The 18,723-nt window shown below is 66.1% G+C and carries 18 protein-coding genes and 1 pseudogene; all 19 read left to right on the forward strand.

Annotation, left to right across the window (positions count from 1 at the left end; translation table 11 throughout):
• The first annotated feature begins 1 nt into the window (after window position 1).
• The 19 genes and pseudogenes from ACIUM1_RS21750 to ACIUM1_RS21840 all read left to right on the forward strand — a co-directional run bounded on the left by ACIUM1_RS21750 (window position 2) and on the right by ACIUM1_RS21840 (window position 18,710).
• Window positions 2-1,327, forward strand: a complete 1,326-nt coding sequence (locus ACIUM1_RS21750) for a homoserine dehydrogenase (protein WP_406814607.1) — start codon at window positions 2-4, stop codon at window positions 1,325-1,327.
• On the forward strand, window positions 1,324-2,406 hold the full coding sequence (gene thrC / locus ACIUM1_RS21755) for a threonine synthase (RefSeq protein WP_406814608.1): 1,083 nt from the start codon (window positions 1,324-1,326) through the stop codon (window positions 2,404-2,406). Before ACIUM1_RS21750 ends, thrC begins: the two co-directional genes overlap by 4 nt.
• A 139-nt stretch (window positions 2,407-2,545) precedes the next feature.
• Window positions 2,546-3,481 (forward strand): homoserine kinase, encoded by a 936-nt coding sequence (gene thrB / locus ACIUM1_RS21760; protein WP_406817809.1) that lies wholly within the window; start codon window positions 2,546-2,548, stop codon window positions 3,479-3,481.
• A gap of 267 nt (window positions 3,482-3,748) precedes the next feature.
• Window positions 3,749-5,602, forward strand: coding sequence for a transcription termination factor Rho (rho, locus tag ACIUM1_RS21765; RefSeq protein WP_406814609.1), 1,854 nt, complete (start codon window positions 3,749-3,751; stop codon window positions 5,600-5,602).
• 202 nt (window positions 5,603-5,804) lie between these two features.
• Window positions 5,805-6,035, forward strand: coding sequence for a 50S ribosomal protein L31 (rpmE, locus tag ACIUM1_RS21770; RefSeq protein ID WP_406814610.1), 231 nt, complete (start codon window positions 5,805-5,807; stop codon window positions 6,033-6,035).
• 99 nt (window positions 6,036-6,134) lie between these two features.
• Window positions 6,135-7,208, forward strand: a complete 1,074-nt coding sequence (prfA, locus tag ACIUM1_RS21775) for a peptide chain release factor 1 (RefSeq protein WP_406814611.1) — start codon at window positions 6,135-6,137, stop codon at window positions 7,206-7,208.
• Window positions 7,205-8,155, forward strand: a complete 951-nt coding sequence (prmC, locus tag ACIUM1_RS21780; RefSeq protein ID WP_406814612.1) for a peptide chain release factor N(5)-glutamine methyltransferase — start codon at window positions 7,205-7,207, stop codon at window positions 8,153-8,155. Before prfA ends, prmC begins: the two co-directional genes overlap by 4 nt.
• The gene (locus ACIUM1_RS21785) at window positions 8,152-8,811 is read left to right on the forward strand and encodes an L-threonylcarbamoyladenylate synthase (protein WP_406814613.1); all 660 of its coding nucleotides are present in this window, start codon (window positions 8,152-8,154) and stop codon (window positions 8,809-8,811) included. Before prmC ends, ACIUM1_RS21785 begins: the two co-directional genes overlap by 4 nt.
• Before the next feature lie 28 nt (window positions 8,812-8,839).
• Window positions 8,840-10,049 (forward strand): annotated as a pseudogene (locus ACIUM1_RS21790) (glycosyltransferase family 4 protein); the annotation flags it as partial.
• Between the two features lie 216 nt (window positions 10,050-10,265).
• Window positions 10,266-10,760, forward strand: coding sequence for an ATP synthase subunit I (locus tag ACIUM1_RS21795; RefSeq protein ID WP_406814614.1), 495 nt, complete (start codon window positions 10,266-10,268; stop codon window positions 10,758-10,760).
• Complete coding sequence (gene atpB / locus ACIUM1_RS21800) at window positions 10,753-11,508, forward strand: F0F1 ATP synthase subunit A (protein ID WP_406814615.1); 756 nt, start codon at window positions 10,753-10,755, stop codon at window positions 11,506-11,508. Before ACIUM1_RS21795 ends, atpB begins: the two co-directional genes overlap by 8 nt.
• An 84-nt stretch (window positions 11,509-11,592) precedes the next feature.
• Window positions 11,593-11,841 carry a F0F1 ATP synthase subunit C gene (locus ACIUM1_RS21805; protein WP_024636915.1) on the forward strand — a complete coding sequence of 83 codons (249 nt, stop codon included), beginning with the start codon at window positions 11,593-11,595 and terminating at the stop codon, window positions 11,839-11,841.
• Between the two features lie 9 nt (window positions 11,842-11,850).
• On the forward strand, window positions 11,851-12,384 hold the full coding sequence (locus ACIUM1_RS21810; RefSeq protein WP_406814616.1) for a F0F1 ATP synthase subunit B: 534 nt from the start codon (window positions 11,851-11,853) through the stop codon (window positions 12,382-12,384).
• A 6-nt stretch (window positions 12,385-12,390) separates the two neighbouring features.
• Window positions 12,391-13,731, forward strand: a complete 1,341-nt coding sequence (locus ACIUM1_RS21815) for a F0F1 ATP synthase subunit B/delta (RefSeq protein ID WP_406814617.1) — start codon at window positions 12,391-12,393, stop codon at window positions 13,729-13,731.
• Between the two features lie 58 nt (window positions 13,732-13,789).
• Window positions 13,790-15,478: a F0F1 ATP synthase subunit alpha gene (gene atpA / locus ACIUM1_RS21820; protein WP_406814618.1), complete on the forward strand. Its 1,689-nt coding sequence runs from the start codon at window positions 13,790-13,792 to the stop codon at window positions 15,476-15,478.
• Window positions 15,479-15,484: 6 nt separating this feature from the next.
• Complete coding sequence (locus ACIUM1_RS21825) at window positions 15,485-16,393, forward strand: F0F1 ATP synthase subunit gamma (RefSeq protein ID WP_406814619.1); 909 nt, start codon at window positions 15,485-15,487, stop codon at window positions 16,391-16,393.
• An 18-nt stretch (window positions 16,394-16,411) separates the two neighbouring features.
• Window positions 16,412-17,860 (forward strand): F0F1 ATP synthase subunit beta, encoded by a 1,449-nt coding sequence (gene atpD / locus ACIUM1_RS21830; protein ID WP_406814620.1) that lies wholly within the window; start codon window positions 16,412-16,414, stop codon window positions 17,858-17,860.
• Between the two features lie 34 nt (window positions 17,861-17,894).
• On the forward strand, window positions 17,895-18,260 hold the full coding sequence (locus tag ACIUM1_RS21835; RefSeq protein WP_406814621.1) for a F0F1 ATP synthase subunit epsilon: 366 nt from the start codon (window positions 17,895-17,897) through the stop codon (window positions 18,258-18,260).
• A 6-nt stretch (window positions 18,261-18,266) separates the two neighbouring features.
• Window positions 18,267-18,710, forward strand: coding sequence for a DUF2550 domain-containing protein (locus ACIUM1_RS21840; RefSeq protein WP_406814622.1), 444 nt, complete (start codon window positions 18,267-18,269; stop codon window positions 18,708-18,710).
• Window positions 18,711-18,723 lie beyond the last annotated feature (13 nt).

Below are 18,723 nucleotides of genomic sequence, written 5' to 3' on the forward strand. Positions count from 1 at the left end.
TGTGCCCGGTGACGAAAAGCCGGTCGGTGTAGCGGTTCTCGGGTTGGGCAACGTCGGCAGCGAAGTTGTCCGAATCATCGAGGACAGCGCTGACGACCTCGCCGCTCGTGTCGGCGCACCCGTGGTGTTGCGCGGCGTCGGAGTGCGCCGCGTCGCCGAGGACCGCGGTGTCCCCGCCGAGCTACTCACCGACGACATCGAAGCGCTCGCCGCGCGCGACGACGTCGACATCGTGGTGGAACTGATGGGGCCGGTGGAGCCGTCGCGCAAGGCCATCCTGTGTGCCCTCGAGCACGGTAAGTCGGTCGTCACGGCGAACAAGGCGCTGTTGGCCACCTCCACCGGCGAGTTGGCGCAGGCCGCCGAGACTGCCAACGTCGACCTGTATTTCGAGGCGGCCGTCGCGGGCGCCATCCCGGTCATCCGCCCGCTGACGCAGTCGCTGGCCGGCGACACGGTGTTGCGGGTCGCCGGGATCGTCAACGGCACCACCAACTACATCCTGTCCGCGATGGACAGCACCGGCGCCGACTACGACACCGCGCTGGCCGAAGCCAGCGCGCTGGGCTACGCCGAGGCGGACCCCACCGCCGACGTCGAGGGCTACGACGCCGCGGCCAAGGCCGCCATCCTGGCGTCCATTGCGTTTCACACCCGGGTGACCGCCGACGACGTCTATCGCGAGGGCATCACCAAGGTCACCCCGGACGACTTCGAGTCGGCCCGCGCGCTGGGGTGCACCATCAAGCTGTTGTCCATCTGCGAGCGCATCACGACCGACGATGGCAAGGAGCGGGTCTCGGCGCGCGTCTACCCTGCGCTGGTGCCGTTGTCGCACCCGTTGGCCACCGTCAACGGCGCCTTCAACGCGGTGGTCGTCGAGGCCAAGGCCTCCGGCCGGTTGATGTTCTACGGCCAGGGCGCCGGTGGCGCGCCGACCGCGTCCGCGGTGGCTGGTGACATGGTGATGGCCGCGCGCAACCGGGTGCTGGGCAGCCGCGGGCCAAGGGAATCCAAGTACGCCCAACTTCCCATCGCCCCAATGGGTTTCATCTCGACGCGCTACTACGTCAGCATGAACGTCGCGGACAAGCCCGGCGTGCTGTCCTCGGTGGCCGCCGAATTCGCCAAGCGCGAGGTCAGCATCGCCGAGGTCCGCCAGGAAGGCGTCGCGGACGAGGGCGGACGACGGGTGGGGGCCCGCATCGTCGTCGTCACCCACCGCGCGACGGATGCTGCGCTGTCCGAAACCGTGGAGGCGCTGGCCGATTTGGACGCCGTGCAGAGTGTCACCAGCGTGCTGCGATTGGAAGGGACCACCCTATGACCGCCCCGCGCACCGCCGTCCACAAGCCGTGGCCCGGCCTCATCGAGGCATATCGGGACCGCTTGCCGGTGGGCGACGACTGGACCCCGGTCACCCTGCTCGAGGGCGGCACCCCGCTGATCGCGGCGGGCCGAATCTCGGAAAAGACCGGCTGCAGCGTTCATCTCAAGGTCGAGGGCCTCAACCCCACCGGCTCGTTCAAAGACCGCGGCATGACGATGGCGGTCACCGATGCGCTGGCGCGCGGCCAGCAGGCGGTGTTGTGCGCGTCGACCGGAAACACCTCGGCGTCGGCGGCGGCATACGCCGCGCGTGCCGGCATCACCTGTGCGGTGCTGATACCCCAGGGCAAGATCGCGATGGGCAAGCTGGCGCAGGCGGTCATGCACGGCGCCAAGATCATCCAGATCGACGGCAACTTCGACGACTGCCTCGAGCTGGCGCGCAAGATGGCCGCCGACTTTCCCACCATCGCGTTGGTCAACTCGGTCAACCCGGTGCGCATCGAGGGTCAGAAGACGGCGGCGTTCGAGATCGTCGACGCGCTGGGCACCGCTCCCGACGTGCACGCCCTGCCGGTCGGCAACGCCGGAAACATCACCGCGTACTGGAAGGGATACACCGAGTATCACCACGAGGGTCTGATCGAGAGGTTGCCGCGGATGCTGGGCACCCAGGCTGCCGGCGCGGCCCCGCTGGTGCACGGCGCGCCGGTCAAGAACCCGGAGACCATCGCGACCGCGATCCGCATCGGCGCGCCGGCGTCGTGGACGGCAGCCGTCGACGCACAGCAGCAATCGAACGGCCGCTTCTTGGCAGCGACCGACGAAGAGATCCTGGCCGCCTACCACCTGGTGGCGGAGTCTGAAGGCGTCTTCGTCGAACCCGCCTCGGCGGCCAGCATCGCCGGACTGCTCAAGGCGGTCGACGAGGGTTGGGTGGCCCGGGGGTCGACGGTCGTGTGCACCGTCACCGGCAACGGACTCAAGGATCCCGACACCGCGCTGCGGGATATGCCGACCGTGACCCCGCTGCCGGTGGACCCGGTCCTGGTGGTCGAAAAGTTGGGGCTGGCCTAGTGGCGATCGCAAGCGCGGCGAAGCCGGGCGCTGGGGGCACGCCCCCGGCGGGAGGTATCCCCGCCCGCTTGCGGGGGACGGGTCGGCACGCGGTGGTCTGTGTGGGTTCCGCGATCGCGAAGGGCTGTTGATGACCCCGATGCTGCCCGTCGGGCTGGTGGCCAACGCCGTGGTATCGGCGTCCAGCGCCAATCTTGGTCCCGGCTTCGACAGCATCGGTCTGGCACTGAGCCTCTACGACGAAATCACCGTCGAGACAACCGATTCCGGCTTGGTCGTGCTGGTCGAGGGCGAGGGTGCGGGCCAGTTGCCGGTGGGTCCCGAACACCTGGTGGTGCGAGCCCTGCAGTGCGGGCTGCACGCGGTCGGGGTCCGTGCACCGGGCCTGGTGGTGCGCTGCCGCAACGCCATCCCGCATTCGCGCGGCCTCGGCTCCTCGGCGGCGGCGGTGGTCGGAGGCCTAGCGGCCGCGAACGGCCTTGTCGCACAAATGGATTGGAAACCGCTCAGCGATACCCAACTGATCCAGGTGTCCTCGGAGTTCGAGGGTCACCCCGACAACGCGGCGGCCGCCGTGTTGGGCGGTGCGGTCGTTTCGTGGGTGGACCGCACCGGTGACCGCCCCCGGTACGCGGCGGTGCCGCTGCGCTTGCACCCCGATATCCGGCTGTATTCGGCGATTCCCGAGGAACGCTCGCTCACCGCGGAGACCCGCGTGCTGCTGCCCGCGCAGGTCAGCCACGAGGACGCGCGCTTCAACGTGAGCCGCGCCGCGCTGCTGGTGGTGGCGCTCACCGAACGCCCCGACCTGCTGCTGGTGGCCACCGAAGACGTGCTGCACCAGCCGCAGCGCGCACCGGCCATGCCGGCCTCGGCGGAATATTTGCGCCTGCTGCGGCGTCATAACGTGGCAGCGACGCTCTCCGGGGCCGGACCATCGCTGATCGCGTTAACCACAGCGGCGGGGCTGCCCTCCGAAGTGGCGGAGTACGGGGAGGCCAACGGGTTTGCCATCACGGAGATGACCGCGGGCGAACCGGTTCGCTGGAGCCCAGGAGTCAGCGTCGTCGGTTGATCCACGGCGTGGCCGGAGGGTTTGCTTGCTTCCGGCAAGGATGGGGGCTATCCTCGGACGCGTCCAGCAATCGCAGCATCTGCATCTGCATCCATACTGCCTTGCCGCTAGGACACACCAATTCTTCTTGTGGACGAGGTTCGCCGTTTACTCCGCCGATCCAGGCGATCACCGTTGCAATGTCGATGATTGGGCGCACTCGGCAATTTGCCTGAATGCAACGAACCCTCCGTATGACCTGATCAGCGGGGGAAAGAAAGGAAATCCGTGACTGATACGGACCTGTTCACGGCTGGCGAAAACACTGACGCCACTCAACTGTCGAATGCCGTGACCACAGACACTCCAGACGCGAAACCCAACGTCTCGGCTGGTGCACTGTCCACGATGGTGCTGCCCGAGCTGCGCGCGCTGGCCAATCAAGTTGGCGTCAAAGGGACGTCGGGCATGCGTAAGAACGAACTGATCGCCGCCATCAAAGAAATCCGGGGGCAGGCCAACGGCGCTCCCGCCAATGGCGTCAAGTCCGCTGAGGACAGCGGCAAGTCGGACAACAAGAACAACGACCAGAACGCCAACAACGTCGCCGAAGCCCAGGCGGCCAAGGGCGACCAGAACGGTGCGACGACCGAGGCGCCCCGCCGCGAACGACGCGGCGCTTCCCGCGAAGCGGGATCGGCAGCCCGCGGCAACGACGAGGCCGACCGCGAGAGCTCGGGCAGCCGCGAGGGCGCCGCTACCGGTGAGGCGGACCGTCGAGAGAAGCCCAAGCAAGACAACCAGAATGACGACCGCGGCCAGGACGGCGGCGACCAGGATCAGAATTCCGGCGGCCAGCAGGCCCGCGGCGGCTCGAACCAGCAGGACGACGACGGCGAAGGCCGTCAGGGCCGGCGGGGACGCCGCTTCCGTGACCGCCGCCGCCGGGGTGAGCGCTCCGGTGAGGGCGGTGACACCGAGCTGCGCGAGGACGACGTCGTTCAGCCCGTAGCCGGCATTCTTGACGTCCTCGACAATTACGCGTTCGTGCGGACCTCCGGCTACTTGGCCGGCCCGCATGACGTCTACGTGTCGATGAACATGGTGCGTAAGAACGGCCTCCGTCGTGGTGACGCCGTCACCGGCGCGGTCCGCGTCCCCAAGGACGGCGAACAGCCCAACCAGCGGCAGAAGTTCAACCCGTTGGTTCGCCTGGACAGCGTCAACGGCGGCTCGGTCGAGGACGCCAAGAAGCGGCCCGATTTTTCCAAGCTGACGCCGTTGTATCCCAACCAGCGACTTCGTCTGGAAACCACCAGCGACCGGCTGACCACTCGGGTCATCGACCTGATCATGCCGATCGGCAAAGGCCAGCGTGCGCTGATCGTGTCGCCGCCCAAGGCCGGTAAGACGACGATCCTGCAGGACATCGCCAACGCGATCACCAGGAACAACCCGGAATGCCACCTCATGGTCGTGCTCGTCGACGAGCGCCCCGAGGAGGTCACCGACATGACCCGCTCGGTCAAGGGTGAGGTCATCGCCTCGACCTTCGACCGGCCGCCGTCAGACCACACCTCGGTCGCCGAGCTGGCGATCGAGCGGGCGAAGCGGTTGGTTGAGCAGGGCAAGGACGTCGTCGTGCTGCTGGACTCGATCACCCGCCTCGGACGCGCCTACAACAACGCGTCGCCCGCCTCGGGCCGGATCCTGTCCGGTGGTGTCGACTCCACGGCGCTGTACCCGCCCAAGCGGTTCCTGGGCGCCGCCCGCAACATCGAGGAAGGCGGATCGCTGACCATCATCGCCACCGCGATGGTCGAGACGGGGTCCACCGGTGACACGGTCATCTTCGAGGAGTTCAAGGGCACCGGTAACGCCGAGCTCAAGCTGGACCGCAAGATCTCCGAGCGGCGGGTCTTCCCGGCGGTCGACGTCAACCCGTCCGGTACCCGCAAGGACGAGCTGCTGCTGTCCCCGGACGAGTTCGGCATCGTGCACAAGCTGCGCCGGGTGCTGTCGGGGCTGGACTCTCATCAGGCCATCGACCTGCTGATGTCGCAGCTGCGCAAGACGAAGAACAACTACGAGTTCCTGGTCCAGGTGTCCAAGACGACCCCCGGGGCCATGGACAACGACTAGCCAACGACTAGCCGAACCGCGTTCCTCGGCGGGGCCGGCACCGCGACACTTAAACCACGCACACGACATGCCGGCCGACGCCGCGATGGTTTAAGTTTCGACGCAGCCCATGCGCCGGGAATGTGGACGGGTACCCCGTTGTTTTGGGAGAGCAGTGGTTGACCTGGCATAATCGACGTTCGACAAGACCAAAGAGGACAGCATGAAATCTGACATTCACCCGGCCTACGGGGAGACCACCGTGCTCTGCGGGTGCGGCAACACCTTCCAGACTCGCAGCACCAAGGACGGCGGACACATCGTCGTCGAGGTCTGCTCGCAGTGCCACCCCTTCTACACCGGCAAGCAGAAGATCCTGGACAGCGGTGGCCGTGTCGCCCGCTTCGAGAAGCGGTACGGCAAGCGCAACGCCGGCGCTGCTGCCGACAAATAGCTCGGATACCGACGCCCGAACTGTGCGCACTGACGTACAGGCCGGGCGTCGGTCTGTGTTTGCGGTAATGACAGGCGAGGCGGGACAGGAGGTGTGGCGGTGACCAAGCCGGTGCAGACCATCGATGTGCTGCTGGCCGAGCATGCCGACCTGGAGCGCCGGCTGGCGGATCCGGAATTGCACGGCAATCCCGACGAGGCCCGCAAGGTCGGACGGCGGTTCGCCCGGCTGGCCCCGATCGTGGGCACCTACCGGAAGCTGGTGGCCGCGCGCGACGACTTGGAGACGGCGCGAGAGCTGGCCGCCGACGACGCGTCCTTCGCCGACGAGGTGACGGATCTGGAAAACCAGGTGGCCGAGTTGGACACCCAGCTCACCGACATGTTGGCACCGCGCGACCCGCACGACGCCGACGACATCGTGCTCGAAGTGAAATCGGGTGAAGGCGGCGAGGAGTCCGCCTTGTTCGCCGCCGACTTGGCGCGGATGTACATCCGCTACGCCGAGCGGCACGGCTGGACCGTCACCGTGCTGGACGAGACCACCTCGGATCTGGGCGGATACAAGGACGCGACGCTGGCCATCGCCAGTAAGGGCGACTCCGCCGACGGGGTCTGGTCGCGGATGAAGTTCGAGGGCGGTGTGCACCGGGTGCAGCGCGTCCCGGTGACCGAATCCCAAGGCCGCGTTCACACTTCGGCGGCCGGCGTGCTCGTGTATCCCGAACCCGAAGAGGTCGGCGAGGTGCAGATCGACGAGTCGGACCTACGCATCGATGTCTATCGCTCATCGGGGAAGGGCGGCCAAGGCGTCAACACCACCGACTCGGCGGTGCGCATCACGCACCTGCCCACCGGCATCGTCGTCACCTGCCAGAACGAACGGTCGCAACTGCAGAACAAAGCCCGGGCGCTGCAGGTGCTGGCCGCCCGTCTGCAGGCCTTGGCCGAAGAGCAGGCGCTGGCGGATGCCTCGGCGGACCGGGCCAGCCAGATTCGCACCGTTGACCGCAGCGAACGCATCCGGACCTATAACTTCCCGGAAAACCGGATCGCGGACCATCGCATCAATTTCAAGTCGCACAACCTCGACCAGGTCCTCGACGGTGACCTCGACGCACTGTTCGACGCGCTGGCCGCCGCCGACAAGCAGTCCCGGCTGCAACAGGCATGAACGTCCTGCGCCGCGCGATCGACGATGCTGCGGCCACCCTTGCCGAAGCGGGAATCGATTCTGCGCGTTGGGACGCCGAGCAGCTGGCCGCGCACCTGGCGGGAACCGACCGCGGGCGCCTGGCCCTGCTGGACTCACCCGGTGACGATTTTCTCGGGCGCTACCGCGACGTCGTGGCGGCGCGTTCGCAACGCGTGCCGTTGCAGCACCTGCTCGGGACCGCGGCATTCGGACCGGTCATGCTGCACGTCGGCCCCGGGGTGTTCATACCCCGCCCCGAAACCGAGGCCCTGCTGGAATGGGCCGTCGCCCAACGGCTGACGCAACATCCCGTCATCGTCGACCTGTGCACCGGTTCGGGCGCCTTGGCGGTGGCGTTGGCCCACCACCGGCCCGCGGCCAGAATCGTCGCCATCGACAACTCCGATAGCGCACTGGAATACGCGCGCCACAACACGCGGGGCACGGCGATCGAGCTGCTGCGCGCCGACGTCACCGGACTGGCGTCGGAGCCGGGCCCGCTCGCCGAACTGGACGGCCGGGTCGACTTGCTGGTGGCCAACCCGCCGTATGTTCCCGACGATGCCGTGCTGGATCCCGAAGTCGCGCAACATGATCCGCACCAAGCCGTCTTCGGCGGCCCGGACGGACTGACGGTGATCGCCCCGATCGTCCGTCTGGCCGGCCGATGGCTGCGCCCGGGCGGATTGATCGGCATCGAACACGACGACACCACCTCGGCGCAGACCATGGAATTGTTCGAACGCACAGGAGAGTTCGAGGACATCCGGTCCCGGCGAGACCTGACCGGGCGGCCGCGGTTCGTGACAGCCCGCCGCAGTGCACGCACGGGGGAGAGCGGCGCCGATGACTCGCGTCGCGACGATGCAGAACGCTGCGATGAGGTGGGGGCACCTCCCGCCTGCGGGGGAGAGCGGCGTAGATGACTGACGTCTTCGACTGCGCGGATCCCGGTCAGCGCTCACTCGGAATCGCGGCGGCGGCAGGAGCACTCAAGGGCGGCCGGCTGGTAGTCATGCCCACCGACACCGTGTACGGCATCGGCGCCGACGCGTTCAACAGCGCCGCGGTCTCCGCGTTGCTGTCGGCAAAGGGCCGGGGGCGTGACATGCCGGTGGGTGTGCTGGTCGGCTCCTGGCACACCATCGAGGGACTCGTCTACACCATACCGGACGGGGCGCGCGACCTGATCCGCGCCTTCTGGCCGGGCGCGTTGAGCCTCGTGGTGAACCAGGCGCCGTCGTTGCAGTGGGATCTCGGCGATGCCCGCGGCACCGTGATGTTGCGGATGCCGCTGCATCCCGTTGCCATCGAACTGTTGCGTGAGGTTGGGCCGTTGGCCGTGTCGAGTGCGAACGTCTCCGGCCGTCCGGCCGCAGTGGACGCCAACGAGGCGCGCAGCCAGCTCGGCGATCTGGTGGACGTCTATCTGGAAGCGGGTCCGTCCGATCAGGGGGCTGCCTCCACGATCGTCGATCTGACCGGTGCCACGCCGCGGATTCTGCGATCGGGCCCGGTGAGCGCGACGCGGATCGCGGAAGTGCTGGCCGTCGATCCCGAAAGCTTGACCGCCCCGGCCTGACTGGAGCGGTTGTCGAGGTCCCAGGTTTGTCCAGTACGGTCTCGGTGATGTCCAGCGACGTGACCAACCTTGCCGGTGGGTTGCTCGCGCTGGCCGACCGCGGCGCCGGCGTTCCGCTGCGTGAGCTCGCGCTGGTGGGGTTGACCGCGGCGATCATCACGTACTTCGCCACCGGACCGGTCCGGGTGCTGGCCACTCGCTTTGGCGCCGTCGCCTATCCGCGTGAGCGCGACGTCCATGTCACGCCGACCCCCCGGATGGGCGGGCTGGCGATGTTCCTCGGGGTCATCACGGCCGTCTTTCTGGCGTCCCAACTTCCGGCGCTCACCCGCGGGTTCGTCTACTCGACGGGTATGCCCGCGGTCTTGGTGGCCGGCGCGGTCATCATGGGCATCGGCCTCATCGACGACCGTTGGGGCCTCGACGCTTTGACCAAGTTCGCCGGTCAGATCACCGCGGCCAGCGTGCTGGTCACCATGGGCGTGGCGTGGAGCGTCCTATACATCCCGATCGGCGGCGTCGGCACCATCGTGCTCGACCAGGCCTCGTCCATCCTGCTCACCTTGGCGCTGACCGTGTCGGTCGTCAACGCCATGAATTTCGTCGACGGGCTCGACGGTCTGGCCGCCGGGCTGGGACTGATCACCGCGCTGGCGATCTGCATGTTCTCGGTCGGCCTGCTACGCGACCACGGCGGCGATGTCCTGTTCTATCCGCCCGCGGTGATCTCGGTGGTGCTCGCTGGGGCCTGCCTGGGCTTTCTGCCGCACAACTTCCATCGCGCCAAGATCTTCATGGGCGACTCCGGCTCGATGCTGATCGGTCTGATGCTGTCGGCCGCGTCGACGACGGCCGCCGGCCCGGTCTCGCAGAACGCCTACGGCGCCCGCGATGTGTTCGTCTTGCTGTCCCCGTTCCTGCTGGTGGCCGCGGTCATCTTTGTACCCATGCTTGATTTGCTGCTGGCAATCGTGCGCCGGACCCGCGCGGGCCGCAGCGCGTTCAGCCCGGACAAGATGCACCTGCACCACCGGTTGCTGCAGATCGGCCATTCACACCGCCGGGTGGTGTTGCTGATTTATCTGTGGGTGGGCATCGTCGCGTTCGGCGCGGCCAGCACGATCTTTTTCCGGCCCCGCGACACCGCCGCGGTGATGCTGGGTGCCATCGTGGTGGCCGGCATCGCGACCGCGATTCCGCTCCTACGCCGCCGAGACGACTACTACGACGAGGAGTAGTAGTTGGGGTCCTCCATGTGGTACGGTGCTGGTAGAGCCCCAAAAAGCCGCGCAGGCTACTGGTCCGTCGGAGGCTCATCCGATCGGGCTGGTTGAACACCGGCCCCGGGAGATACCCCTTGGGTGATTCAACTGTGACGTGCGATACGCTCGGCGGGCCACCGATCAGTCGGTCGGGGGGTTCCCGTATTACCAACCTGGGATTGAGGTGCTGCAGTGACGACACCAGCGCAGGACGCGCCGTTGGTGTTTCCCTCTGTTGCTTTCCGTCCGGTTCGGCTCTTCGTGATCAGCGTTGCCATCACGGCGGTGGCGGTGCTGGCCGCCGGACTGTCCGGTCACCTGATGGTCGGCGCCTTCTTCGGTATCGGCCTTCTCCTGGGTTTGCTCAATGCGGTTCTGGTGCGTCGCTCGGTTGAGTCGATTACCGCCAAGGATCACCCGCTGAAACGGTCGATGGCCGTCAACTCGGCGTCACGGCTGGCCATCATCACCGTGGTGGGGCTGATCATCGCCTACGTCTTTCGGCCCGCCGGCCTGGGCGTCGTGTTCGGACTGGCGCTTTTCCAGGTCCTATTGGTCGCCTCGACAGCGCTTCCGGTGTGGAAGAAGCTGCGCGCCGGCGACTGGGCGGAGTCTGCCGGCGCTGCCGAAGGCGGCCTGATCGCAGGATCGGAAGGAACGGAAGGAAGGAACCCCACCGATGCCTGAGACGACGCTCCTGGCCGCCGCGATCGAGGTTGGCGAGCACACCCATGCCAAGTGGCTCGGCATGACCGTCAACACCGACACCATCCTGTCGACGGCGATCGCCGCGCTGATCGTGTTGGCACTGGCCTTCTTCCTGCGCGCGAAGATCACCTCCACCGGTGTGCCCAGCGGCGTTCAGTTGTTCTGGGAAGCCATCACCGTCCAGATGCGCGACCAGATCGAGAGCGCGGTCGGCATGCGGATCGCTCCGTTCGTGCTGCCGCTGGCCGTCACCATCTTCGTGTTCATCCTGATCTCCAACTGGCTGTCGGTGCTGCCGCTGCAGTACACCGACAAGTCGGGGCACACCACCGAGCTGCTGAAGTCGGCGGCGGCGGACATCAACTACGTGCTGGCGCTGGCTCTCTTCGTGTTCGTCTGCTACCACGTGGCGGGCATCTGGCGCCGCGGTGTCATCGGACACCCGCTGGCCGTGCTCAAGGGCCACGTCGCGTTCCTGGCGCCGATCAACCTGGTCGAAGAGCTGGCCAAGCCAATCTCGTTGTCGCTGCGACTCTTCGGCAACATCTTCGCCGGCGGCATCCTGGTCGCGCTGATCGCGCTGTTCCCGCCGTACATCATGTGGGCGCCCAACGCGATCTGGAAGGCCTTCGACCTGTTCGTCGGGGCGATCCAGGCCTTCATCTTCGCGATTCTGACCATCCTGTACTTCAGTCAAGCCATGGAGATCGAGGATCACCATGACTGAGGCGACCGTGAATTGTTCTGACCCACGCACCAATACAGAGACCTGGTAGACCCCTACCAGATATCAAGGAGGATAAGAATGGCTCTGGACCCCCAAGTCGCTGCCGCTGCACTCATCGGCGGTGGACTCATCATGGGCGGCGGCGCGATCGGTGCCGGTATCGGTGACGGTATCGCCGGTAACGCGCTGGTGTCCGGCATCGCCCGGCAACCCGAGGCGCAAGGCCGGCTGTTTACGCCGTTCTTCATCACCGTCGGTCTGGTTGAGGCGGCCTACTTCATCAACCTGGCCTTCATGGCGCTGTTCGTCTTCGCCACGCCCGTCGGCACCTAGTCCGCTGTGATGGGTGACGCGAGTCTGAGCGTCCTGGCATCCAGCCAGGTGGTGGCCGAGGGCGGCAACAACTTCCTCGTTCCCAACGGCACCTTCTTCTTCGTGCTGGCCATCTTCCTGATCGTGCTGGCCGTGATCGGCACATTCGTCGTGCCGCCGGTGATGAAGGTGTTGCGCGAGCGCGACGCCATGGTCGCCAAAACGGCCGCCGACAACAAGAAGGCGGCCGAACAGTTCGACGCGGCCAAGGCCGACTACGAAAAAGTCCTGACCGAAGCGCGGGTTCAGGCGTCGTCGTTGCGCGACAACGCCCGCGCCGAAGGTCGTAAGGTGGTCGAAGACGCGCGCGCCCGTGCCGAACAGCAGGTGATGTCGACGTTGCAAATGGCATCCGAGCAATTGAAGCGGGAGAGGGACGCCGTGGAACTGGATCTGCGTGCCAACGTGGCGTCCATGTCGGCGACGCTGGCCAGTCGAATCCTCGGCGTCGACGTCGCCCCCGCCGCCGCTACCACATCCGCAACCAAGACATCCGGACGGTAATTACGCATGTCGACTTTCATCGGCCAGCTGGTGGGCTTTGCGGCCATCATCTTCCTGGTGGTGCGTTATGTCGTGCCGCCGGTGCGTCGGCTGATGGCCGCCAGGCAAGACGCCGTGCGCCAGCAGCTCAAAGACGCCGCGGCGGCGGCCGAGCGGTTGACCGAGTCGACCACGGCACACAGCAAGGCCGTCGAATCCGCCAAGGAGGAGGCCGAGCGGATCGTCGAGGAGGCCAAGACCGACTCGGACCGCATCGTCGAACAGTTGCGGGCCCAGGCCGATGCCGAGTCCGAACGCATCAACGCGCAGGGCAGCCGCCAGGTCGACCTGCTGCGTACCCAGCTGAGCCGACAGCTCCGGTTGGAACTCGGTCACGAAGCGGTGCGCCAGGCGGGGGAGCTGGTGCGCAACTACGTCGCCGACTCGGCACAGCAGTCGGCGACCGTCGAGCGGTTCCTCGATGAGCTCGACGAGATGGCTCCCGCGTCGGCCGATGTCCAGTACCCCTTGATGACCAAGATGCGCTCGTCGAGTCGCGTCGCGCTGAACAACCTGTCGGACAAGTTCAGCACCATAGCCAAAGACCTTGACAACAAGGGCCTTTCGAGCCTCTCCAGCGAACTGGTGGATGTGGCCCAGATGCTGGACCGCGAGATCGTCGTCACGCGGTATCTGACCGTTCCGGCCGAGGATGGCGCCCCGCGTGTCCGGTTGATCGAACGGCTGCTCTCCGGCAAGGTCGGCGACGCCACACTCGATGTGCTGCGGTCGGCGGTCTCGGAGCGTTGGTCGGCCAACTCCGACCTCATCGACGCCGTCGAACACGTGTCACGACAGGCGCTGCTCGAAGTCGCCGAACGCGAGGACAACGTCGACGAGGTCGAAGAACAGCTGTTCCGGTTCTCCCGCATCCTTGACGCGCAGCCGCAACTTTCCATCCTGCTGGGTGACTACGGCGTTCCGGTCGAAGGCCGAGTCGCGTTGTTGCGCAAGGTGCTTGACAGCGCAAGCGGCAAGGTCAACCCGATCGTGGTCGCGTTGCTCACGCAGACGGTCCAACTGCTCAGGGGTCAGCCGGCCGAGGAGGCCGTTCAGTTCCTGACGGAAGTCGCGGTGGCACGCCGCGGCGAGATCGTCGCCGCGGTCAAAGCGGCGGCCGAACTCAGCGATGCCCAGCGGTCTCGTCTCACCGACGTGCTCGGCCGTATCTACGGTCACCCCGTGGCGGTGCAGCTGCAGATCGATGCCGAGCTACTGGGCGGCCTGCTCATCTCCGTGGCCGATGAAGTGATCGACGGGACACTCGCTTCTCGCCTTGCCGCGGCCGAGGCTCAATTGCCCGACTGACACCAACCATTCATCAGAATCGCACGCGAACCAAGATCAAGTAGGAAGACGAAAAGCCATGGCCGAGTTGACAATCTCCGCTGATGACATCCAGAGCGCCATCGAGGAGTACGTAGACTCTTTTACGTCCGACACCTCCCGAGAAGAGGTCGGTACCGTCGTTGACGCTGGAGACGGCATCGCGCACGTCGAAGGCTTGCCCTCGGTCATGACCCAGGAACTGCTCGAGTTCCCCGGCGGCGTGCTCGGCGTCGCGCTCAACCTTGACGAGCACAGCGTCGGCGCGGTGATCCTGGGTGACTTCGAGAAGATCGAAGAGGGACAACAGGTCAAGCGCACCGGCGAAGTCCTGTCGGTCCCCGTCGGCGACGCGTTCCTGGGGCGCGTGGTCGATCCGCTCGGCCAGCCGATCGACGGTCGCGGAGACATCGACACCGACATTCGCCGCGCGCTGGAGATCCAGGCGCCGTCGGTGGTGCAGCGGCAGAGCGTGAGCGAGCCGCTGCAGACGGGCATCAAGGCCATCGACGCCATGACCCCGATCGGTCGCGGCCAGCGCCAGCTGATCATCGGCGACCGCAAGACCGGCAAGACCGCCGTCTGCGTCGACACGATCCTCAACCAGCGGGAGAACTGGGAGAGCGGCGACGAGCGCAAGCAGGTGCGCTGCGTGTACGTGGCCATCGGCCAGAAGGGCACCACGATCGCCTCCGTCCGGCGCGCCCTGGAAGAGGGTGGTGCGATGGACTACACCACCATCGTCGCGGCCCCGGCCTCCGACTCCGCCGGCTTCAAATGGCTTGCGCCATACACCGGTTCGGCCATCGCCCAGCACTGGATGTACGACGGCAAGCATGTGCTGATCGTCTTCGACGACCTGAGCAAGCAGGCCGAGGCCTACCGGGCGATCTCGTTGCTGCTGCGCCGGCCGCCGGGTCGCGAGGCGTACCCCGGCGACGTGTTCTACCTGCACTCACGGCTGCTGGAGCGCTGCGCCAAGCTGTCCGACGAGCTCGGCGGTGGCTCGCTGACCGGATTGCCGATCATCGAGACCAAGGCCAACGACATCTCGGCCTACATCCCCACCAACGTCATCTCCATCACCGACGGTCAGTGCTTCCTGGAGTCGGACCTGTTCAACCAGGGTGTGCGGCCCGCCATCAACGTCGGTGTGTCGGTGTCCCGGGTGGGTGGTGCGGCGCAGATCAAGGCCATGAAAGAGGTGGCCGGTTCGCTGCGGCTTGACCTGTCGCAGTACCGCGAACTGGAATCGTTCGCCGCCTTCGCCTCGGACCTGGACGCGACGTCCAAGGCGCAGCTGGAGCGCGGCGAACGCCTCGTCGAACTGCTGAAACAGCCGCAATACCAGCCCATGCCGGTCGAGGAGCAGGTGGTTTCGATCTTCCTGGGTACCGGCGGCCACCTGGACTCGGTGCCCGTGGAGGACGTCCGCCGCTTCGAGACCGAGCTGCTGGACCACATGCGCGCCTCGGAAGAGAAGTTCCTGGCCGGCATCCGTGACAGCGGCAAGCTCTCCGAAGAGGGCGAGAAGCAGCTCACCGAGATCATCAACAACTTCAAGAAGGGCTTCGCGGCCACCGGCGGCGGATCGGTCGTGCCTGACGAGCACGTCGAGCCCCTAGACGAAGAGAACCTGGAGAAAGAGTCGGTACAGGTCAAGAAGGAAAAGCCGAAGGACTCGAAGGATTCCAAGGATTCCAAGGCCTCCGGCAAGGACAAGAAGTAGCTACGGATGGCTGCAACACTTCGCGAATTACGCGGCCGGATTCGTTCGGCGGGGTCGATCAAGAAGATCACCAAGGCCCAGGAAATGATCGCGACCTCGCGCATCGGTAAGGCGCAGGCCAGGTTGGAAGCCGCACGGCCCTACGCCTTCCAGATCACGTCGATGCTCACGACGTTGTCCTCCGAAGCCGCTTTGGACCATCCACTGTTGGTCGAGCGTGAAGAGCCGAAGCGGGCCGGCGTCCTGGTGGTGTCCTCCGACCGTGGTTTGTGCGGCGCATACAACTCGAGCATCTTCCGTCGCTCCGAGGAGTTGTTCTCCCTGCTGAGGCAGGAAGGCAAGACGCCGGTCGTCTACACAGTGGGCCGTAAAGCGCTGAACTACTTCACGTTCCGCAACTGGGACATCACGGATTCGTGGACGGGGTTCTCCGAGCAGCCCACGTACGAGAACGCCGCGGAGATCGCGTCCACCCTGGTCGAGACCTTCATGGCCGACACGGGCGATGACGAGTCGCAGGACGGCCAGGGCGTCGACGAACTCCACATCGTCTACTCGGAGTTCAAGTCGATGATGTTGCAGGCCGCGGTGGCCCACCGCATCGCTCCGCTGGTCATGGAATACGTCGAGGACACCGACGAGCTTCATACCTTGTACTCGTTCGAGCCAGACGCCACAACGCTTTTCGATGCGCTGCTGCCGCGGTATGTGACGACCCGGGTTTACGCGGCGCTACTCGAATCGGCGGCATCGGAGCTCGCGTCGCGTCAACGCGCGATGAAGTCGGCGACGGACAACGCGGACGACCTGATCAAAGAGCTCACGCTGATGGCGAACCGCGAGCGGCAGGCTCAGATCACCCAAGAGATCAGCGAAATCGTCGGCGGCGCAAACGCGCTGGCCGACGCTAAGTAGCACACGAGGAAGAAGAAAATGACTGCTACTGACGAAAAGACCACCAACTCCGACACCAGCGGCCGTGTCGTGCGAATCACCGGTCCGGTGGTCGACGTCGAGTTCCCGCGTGGGTCCGTGCCGGATCTGTTCAACGCGCTCAACGCGGAGATCACCTTCGAGGAGCTCAAGAAGACCCTGACGCTGGAGGTGGCGCAGCACCTCGGCGACAACCTGGTGCGCACCATTTCGTTGCAGCCCACCGACGGCTTGGTGCGCGGGGTGGAAGTGACGGACAGTGGCAAGCCGATCTCGGTGCCGGTCGGCCAGGAGGTCAAGGGTCACGTCTTCAACGCGCTGGGCGACTGTCTGGACAAGCCCGGGTACGGAGAAGAGTTCGAGCACTGGTCGATTCACCGCAAACCGCCGCCGTTCGAGGAGCTCGAGCCCCGCACCGAGATGCTCGAGACGGGTCTGAAGGTCGTCGACCTGCTCACCCCGTACGTGCGTGGCGGCAAGATCGCGCTGTTCGGCGGTGCCGGCGTTGGCAAGACGGTGTTGATCCAGGAGATGATCAACCGTATTGCCCGAAACTTCGGTGGCACTTCGGTTTTCGCCGGCGTCGGTGAGCGCACCCGCGAGGGCAACGACCTGTGGGTCGAGCTCAAGGAGGCCGACGTACTCAAGGACACCGCGCTGGTGTTCGGTCAGATGGACGAACCGCCCGGCACCCGTATGCGGGTGGCCCTGTCCGCGCTGACCATGGCCGAGTGGTTCCGGGACGAGGCCGGCCAGGACGTGCTGCTGTTCATCGACAACATCTTCCGGTTCACGCAGGCCGGATCCGAGGTATCGACCCTGCTCGGTCGTATGCCGTCGGCCGTGGGTTACCAGCCCACGCTGGCCGACGAGATGGGTGAGCTGCAGGAACGCATCACCTCGACGCGAGGCAAGTCGATCACGTCCATGCAGGCCGTCTACGTCCCCGCCGACGACTACACCGACCCGGCGCCGGCAACGACGTTCGCCCACCTGGATGCCACCACCGAGCTGTCGCGGTCGGTGTTCTCCAAGGGCATCTTCCCCGCGGTGGACCCGCTGGCGTCGAGCTCGACCATCCTGGACCCGAGCGTCGTCGGCGACGAGCACTACCGGGTGGCGCAGGAAGTCATCCGAATCCTGCAGCGGTACAAGGACCTGCAGGACATCATCGCGATCCTCGGTATCGACGAGTTGTCCGAAGAGGACAAGCAGCTCGTTCAGCGTGCACGACGTATCGAGCGATTCCTGTCGCAGAACATGATGGCGGCCGAACAGTTCACCGGCCAGCCGGGCTCGACGGTTCCGTTGAAGGAGACCATCGAGGCGTTCGACCGGTTGACCAAGGGCGATTTCGACCACATCCCCGAGCAGGCGTTCTTCTTGATCGGTGGCCTGGACGATTTGGCCAAGAAGGCCGAAAGCTTTGGCGCCAAACTGGAATCCTGAGGCGTGAGCGAAAAAGCCCTGAAAGGCTCATGGCATGGCTGAATTGAACGTTGAGATCGTCGCCGTCGACCGAAAGATCTGGTCGGGTGAGGCAACGTTCCTGTTCACCCGCACCACCGTCGGTGAGATCGGCATCCTGCCGCGGCACATTCCGCTGGTGGCGCAGTTGGTCGACGACGCAATGGTGCGCGTCGAAAGAGAAGGCGAAGACGATCTGCGGATCGCGGTCGACGGCGGATTCTTGTCCATCACCGAGGAATCGGTGACGGTCCTCGCCGAGTCCGCCGAGTTCGAGTCCGAGATCGACGAGAGCGCCGCCAGAGAGGCCGCTGAGTCTGACGATCCGCGTATCGCCGCCAGAGGGCGCGCGAGATTGCGCGCCGTCGGCGCGATCGACTAACCGCCGATGAGCGCGCCCATGGTCGGCATGGTCGTGCTCGTCGTCCTGCTGGCGAGCGCCGTCATCGGACTGAGTTATCGGCTGTGGAAGCTGCGCCAGGGTGGCACGGCGGGGATCATGCGAGACATTCCCGCGGTCGGGGGGCATGGCTGGCGGCATGGCGTAATCCGTTACCGCGGCGGTGAAGCCGCGTTCTACCGGCTCTCCAGTCTGCGACTGTGGCCGGACCGGCGGCTGAGCCGGCGAGGCGTGGAGATCGTGTCCCGGCGGGCGCCGCGCGGCGACGAGTTCGACATCATGACCGACGAGATCGTCGTCATCGAGCTGCGCGACACCACCCAGGACCGCAGGTCTGGTTATGAGATCGCCCTTGACAAGGGCGCGTTGACCGCGTTCCTGTCCTGGCTGGAATCGCGTCCGTCGCCCCGGTCCCGACGGCGCAGCCTGTAGACCCCCGCCACCC

The sequence above is a fragment of the Mycobacterium sp. M23085 genome (assembly GCF_045343915.1).
Taxonomy (GTDB): domain Bacteria; phylum Actinomycetota; class Actinomycetes; order Mycobacteriales; family Mycobacteriaceae; genus Mycobacterium.

Coding starts and splice junctions, on each gene's coding strand:
- ACIUM1_RS21815 (WP_406814617.1), top strand. CDS start 12,391: ATGTCGACTTTCATCGGCCAGCTGGTGGGCTTTGCGGCCATCATCTTC.
- thrC (WP_406814608.1), top strand. CDS start 1,324: ATGACCGCCCCGCGCACCGCCGTCCACAAGCCGTGGCCCGGCCTCATC.
- atpA (WP_406814618.1), top strand. CDS start 13,790: ATGGCCGAGTTGACAATCTCCGCTGATGACATCCAGAGCGCCATCGAG.
- prmC (WP_406814612.1), top strand. CDS start 7,205: ATGAACGTCCTGCGCCGCGCGATCGACGATGCTGCGGCCACCCTTGCC.
- atpD (WP_406814620.1), top strand. CDS start 16,412: ATGACTGCTACTGACGAAAAGACCACCAACTCCGACACCAGCGGCCGT.
- rpmE (WP_406814610.1), top strand. CDS start 5,805: ATGAAATCTGACATTCACCCGGCCTACGGGGAGACCACCGTGCTCTGC.
- thrB (WP_406817809.1), top strand. CDS start 2,546: ATGCTGCCCGTCGGGCTGGTGGCCAACGCCGTGGTATCGGCGTCCAGC.
- ACIUM1_RS21785 (WP_406814613.1), top strand. CDS start 8,152: ATGACTGACGTCTTCGACTGCGCGGATCCCGGTCAGCGCTCACTCGGA.
- ACIUM1_RS21810 (WP_406814616.1), top strand. CDS start 11,851: ATGGGTGACGCGAGTCTGAGCGTCCTGGCATCCAGCCAGGTGGTGGCC.
- atpB (WP_406814615.1), top strand. CDS start 10,753: ATGCCTGAGACGACGCTCCTGGCCGCCGCGATCGAGGTTGGCGAGCAC.
- ACIUM1_RS21825 (WP_406814619.1), top strand. CDS start 15,485: ATGGCTGCAACACTTCGCGAATTACGCGGCCGGATTCGTTCGGCGGGG.
- ACIUM1_RS21840 (WP_406814622.1), top strand. CDS start 18,267: ATGAGCGCGCCCATGGTCGGCATGGTCGTGCTCGTCGTCCTGCTGGCG.
- ACIUM1_RS21835 (WP_406814621.1), top strand. CDS start 17,895: ATGGCTGAATTGAACGTTGAGATCGTCGCCGTCGACCGAAAGATCTGG.